We start from the raw sequence: 13,471 nt of genomic DNA on the forward strand, positions 1-13,471 counted from the left end.
GGCACCGACTGCTGGGGCTGGGATATTCCGTTCAATCTGCTGGCAAGCAGGGATCGCGAGACAATGTCCTTTTAGTAGAGAAATGAGCTTATTCATCTTTGAAGCACACTTTTTGGGATTGACAGAGGTATGGCTGCATGAGAAAATGTACGCGCGTACATAAAATGATTTGGAGGTGGGTAATATCGTTTCGCGCAAGGAAGTAGCAGAACTTTCCGGCGTGTCTGAAGCGACGGTATCCCGGGTCTTAAATGCAGTAGGTCCTATCAAAGAGGATACGCGGAGAAGGGTTCTGAACGCAGCTAATCAGCTTGGATATGTTCCTAGTGCGCTGGCCCGTAACTTTGCCCGAAGCAAGAGTGGCCATCTTGGTGTGGTTATGCCTTATGTCCCGAAGGCGCACCTGTTCTCAGCCTATTTTTTCTCTGAGATGCTGAGCGGTATCGGAAACAAGGCCAGAGACAGCGGGCTCGATCTGCTTCTGTTGTTCCGGAAGCCGGGGGAACGGATTGATTACAGTAGTCTTTTCCGCCAGCAAAGGATCGATACCTGTATCATCCTTGGAGCCAGGGATGACCACGATGAGGTGGAAGCTCTAAAGAGACTTCAGGAAGAAGGGCGTCCGTTCTGCGTCATGAATCACCATTTTGAAGGGCAATCGTTCTGTGAAGTGGATGCAGACCATGTAGAAGGCAGTCGAGCGGCTGTAAGTCACCTCATCGAGCAGGGATACAAGCGGATTGCCTTTCTCAACGGCCCGAATATCTATTCCAATAGTACTGAGCGAATGAAGGGTTACCGTACCGCGCTTCAGGAGGCCGGTATTGAATATGACCACGAGCTGCTTCTGGAAGGTAACTACAGCCGTCGAAGCGGGCTCGAAGCCTCAGCTACAATAGCAGACAAATTGAATGATATTGATGCCGTATTTGCGGCGAACGACCGGATGGCCCTCGGGGTAATGCAGGGTCTCCGTGAGCGCGGACTGCCAGTTGAACGGTTCCCAGCGTTTGTAGGCTATGACGATTCGGATGCGGCTGAGATGGCTGTTCCGCCGCTAAGCAGTGTCCGCGTTCCTTTTTATGAGATGGGAGAGCTCGCAGCCTCGAAGCTTATACCCGATTCTCTGGACCTTATTCCAGCCCTGGAACTGACCGGGTCCGACTCGATAAGAGAACTCCTGTCCACAGAGCTGATTATCAGGGCGTCATCCATTCGTCCATAACACCAATCGTCAAAAACTCGTTGAAACTCAGACCCATAAGGAGGATCACGACATGTCTAATCGTCTTCGTATCGGAATGGTTGGCTACAAATTTATGGGCAAGGCTCACAGCAACGCTTACCGTAGTCTACCCATGTTCTTCCCAGATGCCCCGCTGCAGCCAGAGATGTCCGTTATCTGTGGACGCAACGCGCAGGGGGTTCAGGCGGCTGCCCGCCAGTTCGGCTGGACCGAAAGTGTTACGGATTGGCGTGATCTAGTGAAACGTAACGATATTGATCTCATTGATATTAACGCCCCGAGTAATGCCCATAAGGAAATTGTCGTTGAGGCTGCCCTCCAGGGCAAGCATCTGTTCTGTGAGAAGCCGCTTGCGCTCTCGCTGGCGGATTCCCGTGACATGCTGCAGGTAGCAGAGGAAGCAGGGGTCAGACATATGGTAGGCTTCAACTACCGCTTTTCTCCGGCTGTCCAGCTGGCAAAGCAGCTAGTCGAGAGCGGTCGCCTAGGCAAAATTTATCATTTCCGTGCTTTCTTCCTTCAAGACTGGATCATGGACCCGTCCTTCCCGCTGGTATGGCGGCTGCAAAAAGAAGTGGCCGGTTCTGGCTCTCATGGTGATCTTGGCGCCCATCTGATTGATCTCGCTCGCTTCTTGGTCGGCGAGTTCCATGAAGTGATCGGTATGAGCGAGACATTCATCAAACAGCGCCCGTTGGCTTTGGAGATGAGCGGGTTGAGCTCCAAAAGGAGCGCAGAGGCAAATGCACCGATGGGAGAAGTGACAGTCGATGATGCCACGCTGTTCCTGGCACGCTTCGCCGGAGGTGCGCTGGGCAGCTTCGAGGCCACACGTTTTGCTGCCGGACATCGGAGCACAAATTCATTCGAGATCAACGGTAGCCTAGGCAGCGTGCGGTTTGACTTTGAACGAATGAACGAACTGGAAGTGTATTTCACACAGGATAAGGAGGACGTTCAGGGCTTTCGCCGCGTACTCGCCACCGATCCGGCACATAAGTACTCTGAAGCCTGGTGGCCTGCAGGACATACAATTGGATTCGAGCATACCTTCACCCACGAGATGCTTGAGATGTTGAGGGCCATCTCCGAAGGACGACAACCTTCGCCGAACTTCCACGACGGTGTCGCTTGTCAGGCTGTGCTTGAAGCGGTAGAACGCTCCATAGAGGAACGCCGCTGGGTATCCATTGAAGAAATGTAGTATAACAATACATTCCGAAAGGTGAGTGGTTACAGATGCGCAAGGCACTGATTGTATGGGGTGGATGGAACGGACATGAGCCGGAGCAGGTGGCGGCCATTTTTGAACGCATTTTGAAGGAAGAGCAGTTCGAGGTGGAGGTGTCTAATACCCTTGAAGCCTACCAGGATGCAGAGAAACTGCTTGACCTGGACTTAATCGTTCCAATGTGGACCATGGGACAGATTGAGCAGGAACTAGTCAATAATGTCTCAGCAGCCGTTCAAAGCGGCGTAGGTCTCACAGGCTGCCATGGCGGCATGTGTGATGCCTTCCGGAACAACGTGGATTGGCAGTTCATGACAGGCGGGCAATGGGTTGCGCATCCCGGCAATGACGGGGTGGAGTACATGGTGAACATGAAGCGCGGCTCCAGCCCACTTCTAGAGCACATTGAGGATTTTCAGGTCAAAAGCGAGCAGTATTACCTCCACGTAGACCCGGCAGTTGAAGTGCTGGCAACCACACGCTTCCCGGTCGTACCAGGTCCCCATTCAGCCAATGGGCCAGTGGATATGCCTGTTGTATGGACGAAGCGCTGGGGGAACGGACGCGTCTTCTACAATTCGCTGGGCCATCACGCAGAAATCATAGATATGCCTCAAGTGACCGAGATGATGCGCAGCGGGTTTCTATGGGCAGCCGCAGGCAAACAGGCGGTGGCCACCCAGGGCAGCTCGCTGGCAGAGGCTTATACAGGCATGACAGACAACCAGCAGCGTTAGCGTGGACCGGATGAATTGGTAGTACCTCTGGCAAAGAGTTTGACCACCTGAACTCACCATGGTCAGAAAGGGACAGAGCACAGAAGGAGAACAGACAACACGGACAGTAATACCGTTAGGCGTGTGCCCTTATGCAATGAAGTCCTGATTGAATTCGTATTGCCAGTCTCTAATAGTATCCGATGAAATAAAAGAATGCCATTATCCATTTTTTCTGAAGAAGAAGGGAGTCCAGGCATGAACAAAATGAAAGTAGGCATTATCGGGTGTGGTAAAATTAGCGGAATTTACATGGAAAATTGCCATCGTTTCGACATTCTGGAGCTGTACGCAGTAGCGGATCTGGACCAAGGTCGGGCAGAGGAGCAGGCAGTAGCGTTTAACGTTCCGAATGTATATTCGGTAGATGAGATTTTGGCTGATCCGGAGATCGAACTCATTATTAATTTGACCATTCCGGGCGTTCACGCTGACGTTTGTCTCAGAGCTCTTGAGGCAGGCAAGCATGTTTATGTGGAGAAGCCACTTGCCGTCACCCGTGAGCAAGGGCAGGCTGTCTTGGATCTTGCTCATCAAAAGGGACTGCTTGTCGGCTGCGCACCGGAGACCTTCTTCGGTTCCGGTATACAGACATCATTGAAGCTGATTGAAGACGGAGTCATTGGGAGTCCGGTAGCCGCTACGGCTTTCATGATGAGCCGTGGACATGAACATTGGCATCCTGATCCTGAATTTTATTATGCAGTCGGCGGCGGTCCAATGTTTGATATGGGCCCCTATTATTTGACGGCTCTGGTGCAATTGCTTGGTCCGATTGCTACCATTTCAGGCATGACAAGCAAGGCGATGGATCAACGAATGATTACGAGCGAGAAAAAGAGAGGCCAGACCATCCCCGTCGATATACCGACCCATGTGGCCGGATTGCTGCGCTTCAAGCAGGGGGCTGTCGGCACGCTAATTACCAGCTTTGACATCTTTGGTGGAAGCACTCTGCCACCGATCGAGGTATACGGCACTCATGGCACGTTACAGGTGCCTGACCCGAACACGTTCGGAGGGCCAGTTCGCTATAGGGTGCTAGGCGGGCAAGAATGGACAGACGTTCCGCTGTTGTCGGGCTACCAGGAGAACACAAGGGGCATCGGTGTTGCCGATATGGCCTACGCTATCCGCAGCGGACGGCCTCACCGCGCCAGTGGTGAATTGGCCTATCATGTGCTGGAGGCGATGTGGGCGTTCCACGATTCCTCCGATCAGCAGACCTTCTATCCAATGCAAAGCACATGTCTGCGTCCAGCGGCTTTACCGGAAAACCTGCCTTTGTACACGTTAGATACGTAAACAAAGGTCAGCCTAGTGCTAGTCGGCAGCATTCAAAAATTACAAGACTGGAGGGCATGTCCCAAAAGTCAGTTTTTGTTTTTTTACATTCCGCTTTGAATGTTCATTTCTATTGAAAAGAAGACTCCAGCTCCGTTTTGACCGCGGCTTTGGAGTCTTCTCAGTTCAATTTTCGGGAAATTTGACAGAGCGAGAAGTTGTGGAAGTCCTTTCATAAAGGATTATAGAACAAAGACTAAAAGAGGAAAGACAAAGCAAAGTAACCGTCATAGGTACGTCGGATAAGAAAAGCTCACGTGTGCATTCACCGGTAATGAGAGGGTTCACTTGGTAACCTAGCTTTAAACTGACGAGGAGTCAATAATCGAAAATATGATGAACTGAAACGGATTTTCTTTACGCACAATTGGGACTGCCTTAGTGGCGAACAGTTAGATCGAACGAAGAACATTTTCTCCGCTACATTTTCCGGATCGCCGTCATACAGACAGCCATTCAATTTGCATTCTTCATCGATCATCTCTGGCGTGGTCGGATTATGCTCCCAAAAGACCTGATCTTAATTTCGGTCATAAAATCATTCTTTACCGATCGTTCTAAATATGTTATATTGTTGGCGTGGGAGGAATACACGGATAAGAAGCCAAGAGTTATGAGGAGTGGTGTGAGATCTTGCCGTGGAGTTCTTCTACGCATATTAGAATGATCATTCTTATTGTAAAAGATGGAGAAGGGATGGATTGACATGGAATATCGTGTGTTAGGAAATACAGGCCTTAAAATAAGCAGTTTTGTATTAGGTACAGGTACTTTTGGTTTTTGGGGGAACAATACGGAGAAAGAAGCTGCAGTCATGTTGGATGAGGCTTTGGCTGGAGGCATTAATCTGATCGATACAGCGGATGTCTATTCAAGTGGTCAATCCGAAGAAATTCTAGGTCAAATCCTAAAAGGACGCAGACAGGATGTTATTCTGGCCACGAAAGGCGGAATGCCCATGGGCAGTGGGCTTAATCAATCCGGTAACTCGAAATATTGGATTAAGCGTGCAGTAGAGGATAGTTTGAGAAGGTTGCAAACGGATTATATCGATTTGTATCAACTACATCAGCCGGATCTCCATACTGACATTGAAGAGAGTCTTGACGCACTTACGGATCTGGTTCGTGAAGGGAAGATTCGCTATATTGGTACATCCAATTTTCAGGCATGGCAAGTGACCGAAGCACAATGGACTAGCGAACGCAAAAATACCGCACGCTTTGTATCCGAGCAAGCCCCGTATTCCATATTGAATCGAAGTATCGAATTCGATTTGCTTGCTGCAACCGCTAAATACGGAATGGGTGTAATGGTTTGGAGCCCACTTTCGGGTGGTCTACTAACGGGAAAATACCGCTCGGGAGAAGCTGTTGCCCCAGATTCAAGAGCAGCAAGTTCTCTAGGGAAACTTTCAACTGTTGTAGATCCGAATCGAGAAGAAAATCGCATCAAGTTCGAAGCCGTTGCTAAGCTCCAAACCCTTGCAGGTGAAGCAGGATTAACTTTGCCTCATCTTGCCATGGCATTTACACAAGCTCATTCGTCAATTACTTCTGCTATAGTGGGGGCAAGAACAATTGAGCAACTTCGTGAAACGTTAAAAGGCAGCGACATCCGATTAAGCACTGATATCCTGGATGCGATAGATGCTATCGTTCCGCCAGGAGTAACCCTGGATGCCCTGGAAAAAGGATGGACGCCTGATTGGTTACAAGCAGACAAACGAAGAATCCTGGGTTAAATATGTAAGACAGACCTCATACCTGTAATGTATTCACTTATTTTAAATCTAGTTTGCCGATCCTTCACTAAATTGTATAATGATTATTCGAGGTGATGACGATGGCAAGATCAAAAGAATTTGAAGTTAATGAAGTATTAGATAAGGCAATACACCTATTTTGGGCACAAGGATATGAGAAAACTTCAATGCAAGATTTGGTTGAGTTTATGGGCATTCACCGAAGAAGTATCTATGATACCTTTGGGGATAAGCATGCCTTATTTATGAAAGCTCTCGAACGATATGAAACGAAGCAGACCAGTAAAATGAGGTTTCTGATTGAAAAACAAAAACCGATCAAAGAATTAATTCGGGAGTTGTTTGAGGCGACAGTAAGAAATGAAGGAGAACCTCTAGGGTGTTTTCTCGTGAATTCAGGCGTGGAACTCGGCGTGTTGGATCCAGAAGTTGCATCCTTAGTTGATGAGAGTTATTCGCGAACTGAGGAACTCTTGACTAACCTTGTTCTGAAGGGTCAACAATCGGGTGAGTTCAAGAATGACTTGGATCCTGTAGTTATTTCTCATTATTTAATGAATGCGTGGTTGGGGCTACGTACGTTGGTTAAGACAACAACGGATCAGCAAAAATTAAAGAATATTATTGATATGACACTGACCGCTTTGGATTAAAAGTGGAATTACAGCATGACAGGCAAAAGGAGTCACCTAAATGGAGGACTGTTTGTTTCCGTGATACAAGTTTTTTCTTGTCCCTCTAACGAAAGAAAGAACTTGTATCTCATGCCTCAAACAAGTCAAGGAATACCGCTCCAAAATTAAAATCTTAGTCATAAAAAAATTCTTTACTGTTCGTTCTAAAATTGATATGCTAATAGCAAGTTAGATCTAACTGTTTTTTCACCCTAATAAGAATGATCGTTCTAAAATCGTCTTTAAAACTCATTTACACTAATCTGCATGTTATGAAGGAGAGAATATTATGAAGTATACAGTTATTACAGGAGCAAGTTCAGGGATTGGATATGCAACGGCATTGGCGTTTGCTGCACGTGGCAAAAACTTAATCTTGGTAGCTAGAAGATTGGATAAATTAGAAGAACTTAAATCAGCAATTCTGGATATGGATCCTACTATAAATGTTATTGTTCGTACAAGTGACCTGTCTGTTACAGATCAGGCCTACACACTATATAACAATTTAAAGGAATACCAAATTGAGACCTGGATTAACAATGCGGGGCTCGGTGAAGCTTCTTTTGTAGCAGAACAGAATTTAGATAAAGTTGAAACTATGCTACGTGTTAACATTGAAACCTTGACGATCCTTTCTACACTATATGTACGAGATTATGCTGATGTAGAAGGAACTCAGCTAATTAACGTCTCATCTGCACTCGGATATGCCATTGCTGTTGGGAGTGTTGCTTATTCTGCATCTAAATATTACGTTAGTGCCTTCACAGAAGGGCTTGCAAAAGAACTAGAAATGAAAGGTGCAAAACTAAAAGCTAAGGTTTTAGCACCAGCTATAACAGAAACGGAATTCGTTAAGAAATCATTAGATACTGAAGAATTTGATTACAAAGCAAACATGCCTAAGTACCACACTGCCAAACAAATGGCGGGCTTCATGTTGGATCTTTATGATAGCAACGAGGTGGTAGGGATTGTAGACCAGAACTATGATTTCAATCTGAGAGGCGAAATATATCCAGTAATTTCAGAATTTTAAATTCAATTCATATATCCGTGGAATACATTGAAAGAGGAGAGTATCCGAATGAAAAAGTTGTGGAGTAAAACGAACATTGGAATAATGGAACTACCACATCGTTTAGCAATGGCACCAATGACACGTAGTAGATCGCAAGAAGATGGTACACCGGGAGAGCTAACTTCCCTTTATTATGCTCAACGAGCGTCAATGGGACTCATTATTACTGAGGGTGTACAGCCTTCTGATGATGGGCAAGGTTACTTATGGTCACCTGGGATCTATACGGATAAACATATTGAAGGATGGAAAAAGGTTACAGATGCAGTGCATAAAGCAGGTGGATATATGTATATCCAATTAATGCATGCTGGTCGCATGTCGCACCCTGATAATACACCACATCATCGCCAACCTGTTGCGCCATCTGCAATCGCGCCCGGTGTAGAAATGTTTACTGCTAAAGGTATGCAGGACATCCCCGTTCCTCGTGAGTTAAGTGAAGAGGACATTCAAACGACCATTGCTGATTTCCGGAAAGCAGCAGCAGCAGCAATTAAAGCAGGTGCGGATGGCGTTGAAATTCATGGAGCCAATGGCTATCTGATTAATCAATTTATTGGAGAAAATTCGAATACACGGACGGATGAATATGGGGGATCTATAGAAAATCGTGCTCGCTTCGCGATTGAAGTAACGAAAGCCATCGTCGAAGAAATTGGAGCAGAAAGAACAGGCTTCCGTATCTCGCCAGGGACACCTCTTGGTGGGATTCAAGATGGTGAACAAGGTCCTGAACTTTATCGTTATCTTGTAAAAGAATTAGCTAAATTGGATTTAGCTTACCTTCATGTCATGCATCTTGGAAATGAAAAACTGCTCCAAGACATTCGTTCAATCTGGACGAATCCTTTGTTAGTCAATCGTGCTGGACGAGCTCTGGAGGATCTTAGCGTGGATATAGATCGTGGCCTTGCTGATCTGGTGCCTGTTGGTGTGTGGTCATTAGCCAATCCGGATTTAGTGGAACGACTTCAAAAAGGTGCGCCGTTGAACGAAGCAGATCCGACAACATTCTTTGGTCTGGGAAGCAAAGGTTACACGGATTATCCTACGATGGAAGAATTAGAATCCCAAGAGGGGTAACAATAGTGAATATGGTAAATCATGGCGTGCGACTGAAAGTTGTACGCCATGATTTATCTACTCTACCTTGATTTTATTAGCCAAGAACTAAATATTTATTTTGATCCACCTACACTCGTAACTAGTGATTGCATTCATGGTGTGCTACCCCAAAATTAGCAAAGGAAGAGGATGAATCATGAGAGCAGCACAAATACAGAAATATTCAAAAAAAATCCAAGTGGAATTAAATGATGTTAACATACCACAGATCAATAGCCATGAGGTTCTTGTCAAAGTAAAAGCTGCAGGTGTAAATCCACTGGACATTCTTAATCTGAATGGCAGTGTTCGGATGATTGCTGACTATAAGTTGCCATTAACTTTAGGGAATGAACTATCTGGCATTATTGAAGCCGTTGGTGATGATGTTTTGAATTTTAAGGTTGGTGACCCTGTTTATACGAGGTTGCCGCTTAATAAAATCGGTGCTTTTGCTGAGTATGCGGCCGTAAATGAAGATGCTTTATCCATCATACCTGAAAATCTATCTTTTATTGAAGCTGCTGCGGTACCCCTTACTGCCTTGACTGCTTATCAAGCATTGCACGATGTACTCCATGCCCAGCCGAATAGAAAGCTATTCATTCCTGGAGGAACAGGAGGATTTGGCGCTATGGCAATTCCCATTGCCAAATCAATGGGATTACATGTTATTACAAGTGGAAGTGAAAGAGGCAGATCACGTACACTGTCGATCGGGGCTGATCAATTCATAAATTATAAGGCAGAGAATTATGCTAACATACTGTCCGATATCGATTATGTGATCGACACCTTGGGTGCCAAAGAGATCAAAGCTGAACTGGGCATTTTAAAACCACAAGGGAAATTGGTATCATTGAAAGCCGGACCTAATTATCGCTTTGCGGTTGACAATCATTTTCCGTTGTGGAAAAAAGCATTGTTTGGTCTAGTGGGTGCTCGCTTAGATTCTTTAGCACGTAAGAATCAAAATGAATATCGCTTTTTATTTGTGCAAGCCAATGGAAGTCAATTACAAGAAATCACTAAACTTGTTGAAAAAGAAAATATAAAGCCCTCTATAGATTCAACTTATACGTTTGGTGACATTAACAAGGCGCTGATTAAAGTGTCGACGGGCCACTCCCAAGGCAAAGTAATTGTGACCTTCTAAATAATAAGCAACTTATGTGATGTTGCTTGCGTGTTCTGAGAATAAACAAATTATACTGTAGGCCGAAGTAAGCACATCTAATATTACAAACGCCGTTCCGAGATGACCTAAATAAACGATTATTGCTGGAAACGTAACAACAGGTGAAGCGACACGGGATTTAATATTACTTTGTGAATCCAAAAAAGGGGAGAAGAACAGATACTTAGTCATGTGGATGTTGATTATTTAAAGAATTGGTTCTCATTAACGCATCCCCCTGACCAAAGTTTCTGGCAGAGGGATTGCATTAATGTAAGTTCTAGTTCACATACTTCTCTATCGTGCTTCGGACTGCACCAGGACCTGCCAGCATCTCATGAAACATGGCTTCAATCTTGTCGCCCAGACCAATCTCATATAATCGGACACCGAACAGTTTGTCATCCTCGAGGAGGCAGCGAATCTCGGAGGTCTGATCGCCCAGCTTCGTGTTCTGCAAATATCCTTGCAATGAATCCAGTAATGGGTCCGGGCTGAGTGTGAAGGGTGCTCCTTGATCATCCACTCCCAGCAAATAGCGACACCAGATCGCAATGGTCAAGGGAATAGCAGTCAAGTTCGCAGGATCAAGTCCTGCTGTGCTAGCATAAGACTTTATGGTTTCACCAAAACGGATGCTCATCTTTTGAGAGGTATCTGTGGCAATCCGCTGAGGCGTATCCGGAATATAGGGATTGGCGAAGCGTTCCTGCAATACCTCGTCAATAAATGGTTTCGGTTGGATAATACCGGGATCAACTACAACAGGCAAACCTTCCTTGTAGCCAATGGTTTCCACCAGACGACGCAATGTGTGATCCCTCATTTCATCTGCAATAAGCTCATACCCAAGCAGACACCCAGCTAGGGCCAGCGCTGTATGCAGCGGATTGAGACAGGTAGTGACTTTCATCTTTTCCACTTTGTCCACCGTATCCCGATTCGTGAAGATGATGCCAGCTTCCTCCAGTGCAGGTCTCCCGTTCGTAAACTTGTCTTCAATGACCAAATACTCGCTAACCTCAGCATTGACAAAGGGAGCCGTATACGTATGCCTTGAGGTAACGATCATCTCCATGTCGGCTAACCCCAGCTCCCGAAGAGCAGACTGTACTTGCAAGGAAGGGCGGGGGGTGATTTTGTCAATCATGGTCAGGGGGAAGGTTATTTTCTCCTCATTCTGCAGATAGTCTGCAAATCCTTCCTCTACCAGGCCTCTGCGAGTCCACTCCTTGGCGATAGCAATCATACTATCCTTTAACAGATCGCCGTTATGGGAGCAATTATCCATGCTCACAAAGGTCATTGGATGCTGCCCCTTCAGATAACGCCGATAGGCAAGCGAAGTAGCTATGCTCATCACATGCATCGGCTGTTCAGGACCATTCGTCAAATCCCCCTCCACAACAGCCAGATACTTGCCGTCGGGCCCGGTCAGGGCGTATCCTTTTTCCGTGACAGTAAAGCTGGCCATCTGCAGGGACGGATTCTCAAATATTTCAATCAGACGGAGGTAATCGTCTGGACGATTTTGCTCTGCTGCGAGTCCCTCAACGATGCTTGCGACCACGCTCTTGTGAAATCTTCCGTCTGCACTCATCAACACCAGTAAGGTTAGATTGTCGTAAGGCTTATAGACTTTGTCGATCATTTCAAAATCAAAGGCTTCGGTTGCAACAATACCTGTATCCGCTTTCAATTTATTCAGCAGTTGTTGCTGCGCGTTGGCTATCAACCCTCGAAAAATATTGCCTGCGCCGAAATGCACCCATTGTGGTCTAACTCGGGTGTTATTGGCTACAAGCTCCAGATCATATTTTGGCAGCTCGATGTCTGCTTCTTTCCAGGCCGCCTTGTCTGAAAGGCCTTTCCGGTCAAGTTGGAGCATTTATTTCACTCCTTTGCCTTGAGCGAGACTATCCCAGACACCCAGCAAGTACATAACTCCCAGTGCACGGTCATACAAACCGTAGCCTGGACGACAATTCTTTTCTTCCCCCCATAGATGTCTGCCGTGATCCGGGCGTACATATCCCTGATAGCCGTTCTCGTGATAAGCTCTAACTACTTCCGGAACATCGACGCTTCCGTCCTTGCCGCGGTGTGACACTTCAATAAAGTCACCATTCTCAAACACCTTGACATTACGAATATGAGCAAAATGAATACGATCATGAAACTCCCGAATCATGGCTGGCAAATCATTCTCAGGATTGCTCCCCAGTGAGCCTGTGCAGAAGGTTAGACCATTATATGGGCTGTTCACTGCATCTAGGATGCGCTGGATGGTCTCACGACTACGGACAATTCTCGGCAATCCGAAGATGGGCCATGCCGGATCATCAGGATGAATGGCCATCTTGATGTCAACCTCCTCGCAGACCGGGATGATGCGCTCAAGAAAATACTTCAGGTTGTCAAACAACTTGTCTTCTGTGACATCCGCGTAAGCAGCAAAAAGTTCATCCAGTCTCGACAACCGCTCCGGTTCCCAGCCAGGCATGGTGAACTTTCCGGCTCCCTCGAGAATCCGATCCACCATTTGGCGTGGATCATCGGTAATGGCAGCCTTTTCATAAAAGAGGGCGTTGGACCCGTCAGGCAGTTCCTTATACAGTTCCGTTCTTGTCCAGTCAAAGACAGGCATAAAGTTATAGCAAATCACCTTGACTCCCACTTTGGCTAATTTTCGAATGGTGTCGATATAAATGTCAATATATTGATCGCGGGATGGCAGGCCGATTTTGATATCATCGTGGACATTTACACTTTCTACGACCGCCGTACTAAAGCCCTTGCTCGTAATCTGATCAGCTACCTCCTGAATTCGCTCCATTTCCCATACTTCACCGGCTACCTTATCATGTAAAGACCAGACAATGCCCATAACTCCCGGAATTTGCCGGATATGATCCAGTGTAATATTGTCGTTGTTTTCACCATACCATCTCCAGGTCATATTCATAACGATACCCTCCCTGATTGTATTTCGTTTGTCTTGTATACAAGATTGAGTTGATCATAAATTATAGGGTTTGTTCTTGTCAATGATAATTTCAGAGGGGTT

11 protein-coding genes are annotated in these 13,471 nt (G+C 46.3%); 9 read left to right on the forward strand and 2 right to left on the reverse strand.

Annotated features, from left to right (window positions below; translation table 11 throughout):
- Positions 1 to 169: 169 nt before the first annotated feature.
- The 9 genes from NSQ58_RS15410 to NSQ58_RS15450 all read left to right on the forward strand — a co-directional run bounded on the left by NSQ58_RS15410 (position 170) and on the right by NSQ58_RS15450 (position 10,383).
- Positions 170 to 1,225: a LacI family DNA-binding transcriptional regulator gene (locus tag NSQ58_RS15410; RefSeq protein ID WP_341057684.1), complete on the forward strand. Its 1,056-nt coding sequence runs from the start codon at positions 170 to 172 to the stop codon at positions 1,223 to 1,225.
- Positions 1,226 to 1,277: 52 nt separating this feature from the next.
- Positions 1,278 to 2,450 carry a Gfo/Idh/MocA family protein gene (locus NSQ58_RS15415; protein WP_028541615.1) on the forward strand — a complete coding sequence of 391 codons (1,173 nt, stop codon included), beginning with the start codon at positions 1,278 to 1,280 and terminating at the stop codon, positions 2,448 to 2,450.
- A gap of 35 nt (positions 2,451 to 2,485) precedes the next feature.
- On the forward strand, positions 2,486 to 3,214 hold the full coding sequence (locus NSQ58_RS15420) for a ThuA domain-containing protein (RefSeq protein WP_028541614.1): 729 nt from the start codon (positions 2,486 to 2,488) through the stop codon (positions 3,212 to 3,214).
- A gap of 237 nt (positions 3,215 to 3,451) precedes the next feature.
- Positions 3,452 to 4,558: a Gfo/Idh/MocA family protein gene (locus NSQ58_RS15425; RefSeq protein ID WP_053325523.1), complete on the forward strand. Its 1,107-nt coding sequence runs from the start codon at positions 3,452 to 3,454 to the stop codon at positions 4,556 to 4,558.
- 745 nt (positions 4,559 to 5,303) lie between these two features.
- A complete protein-coding gene (locus tag NSQ58_RS15430; protein WP_069080642.1) occupies positions 5,304 to 6,341 on the forward strand; it encodes an aldo/keto reductase in 1,038 nt (345 codons plus the stop codon).
- A gap of 101 nt (positions 6,342 to 6,442) precedes the next feature.
- Positions 6,443 to 7,015: a TetR/AcrR family transcriptional regulator gene (locus tag NSQ58_RS15435; RefSeq protein ID WP_023988821.1), complete on the forward strand. Its 573-nt coding sequence runs from the start codon at positions 6,443 to 6,445 to the stop codon at positions 7,013 to 7,015.
- Between the two features lie 310 nt (positions 7,016 to 7,325).
- The gene (locus NSQ58_RS15440) at positions 7,326 to 8,078 is read left to right on the forward strand and encodes an SDR family NAD(P)-dependent oxidoreductase (RefSeq protein ID WP_341057686.1); all 753 of its coding nucleotides are present in this window, start codon (positions 7,326 to 7,328) and stop codon (positions 8,076 to 8,078) included.
- Positions 8,079 to 8,126: 48 nt separating this feature from the next.
- Entirely contained in the window at positions 8,127 to 9,206 is a 1,080-nt protein-coding gene (locus NSQ58_RS15445; RefSeq protein WP_341057687.1) for an alkene reductase, read from the forward strand.
- A gap of 178 nt (positions 9,207 to 9,384) precedes the next feature.
- On the forward strand, positions 9,385 to 10,383 hold the full coding sequence (locus tag NSQ58_RS15450; RefSeq protein ID WP_341057689.1) for an NADP-dependent oxidoreductase: 999 nt from the start codon (positions 9,385 to 9,387) through the stop codon (positions 10,381 to 10,383).
- A 301-nt stretch (positions 10,384 to 10,684) separates the two neighbouring features.
- Here the strand turns inward: NSQ58_RS15450 and NSQ58_RS15455 are convergent, their stop codons facing one another.
- Together NSQ58_RS15455 and uxuA are read right to left on the reverse strand one after the other, a co-directional pair.
- A complete protein-coding gene (locus NSQ58_RS15455) occupies positions 10,685 to 12,292 on the reverse strand; it encodes a mannitol dehydrogenase family protein (protein WP_341057691.1) in 1,608 nt (535 codons plus the stop codon).
- Positions 12,293 to 13,369 carry a mannonate dehydratase gene (gene uxuA / locus NSQ58_RS15460; protein WP_076295109.1) on the reverse strand — a complete coding sequence of 359 codons (1,077 nt, stop codon included), beginning with the start codon at positions 13,367 to 13,369 and terminating at the stop codon, positions 12,293 to 12,295. It abuts the gene before it with no gap.
- Positions 13,370 to 13,471: the final 102 nt, after the last annotated feature.

Origin of the sequence: Paenibacillus sp. FSL M7-0134 (genome assembly GCF_038007865.1) — a bacterium.
In the GTDB taxonomy this organism is placed as follows: Bacteria; Bacillota; Bacilli; order Paenibacillales; family Paenibacillaceae; genus Paenibacillus; species Paenibacillus polymyxa_B.

What these genes read in the sequence shown, in the direction of transcription:
- uxuA (WP_076295109.1), bottom strand. Translation starts at nt 13,369, where the DNA reads ATGAATATGACCTGGAGATGGTATGGTGAAAACAACGACAATATTACA.
- NSQ58_RS15430 (WP_069080642.1), top strand. Translation starts at nt 5,304, where the DNA reads ATGGAATATCGTGTGTTAGGAAATACAGGCCTTAAAATAAGCAGTTTT.
- NSQ58_RS15420 (WP_028541614.1), top strand. Translation starts at nt 2,486, where the DNA reads ATGCGCAAGGCACTGATTGTATGGGGTGGATGGAACGGACATGAGCCG.
- NSQ58_RS15435 (WP_023988821.1), top strand. Translation starts at nt 6,443, where the DNA reads ATGGCAAGATCAAAAGAATTTGAAGTTAATGAAGTATTAGATAAGGCA.
- NSQ58_RS15415 (WP_028541615.1), top strand. Translation starts at nt 1,278, where the DNA reads ATGTCTAATCGTCTTCGTATCGGAATGGTTGGCTACAAATTTATGGGC.
- NSQ58_RS15450 (WP_341057689.1), top strand. Translation starts at nt 9,385, where the DNA reads ATGAGAGCAGCACAAATACAGAAATATTCAAAAAAAATCCAAGTGGAA.
- NSQ58_RS15455 (WP_341057691.1), bottom strand. Translation starts at nt 12,292, where the DNA reads ATGCTCCAACTTGACCGGAAAGGCCTTTCAGACAAGGCGGCCTGGAAA.
- NSQ58_RS15440 (WP_341057686.1), top strand. Translation starts at nt 7,326, where the DNA reads ATGAAGTATACAGTTATTACAGGAGCAAGTTCAGGGATTGGATATGCA.
- NSQ58_RS15425 (WP_053325523.1), top strand. Translation starts at nt 3,452, where the DNA reads ATGAACAAAATGAAAGTAGGCATTATCGGGTGTGGTAAAATTAGCGGA.
- NSQ58_RS15445 (WP_341057687.1), top strand. Translation starts at nt 8,127, where the DNA reads ATGAAAAAGTTGTGGAGTAAAACGAACATTGGAATAATGGAACTACCA.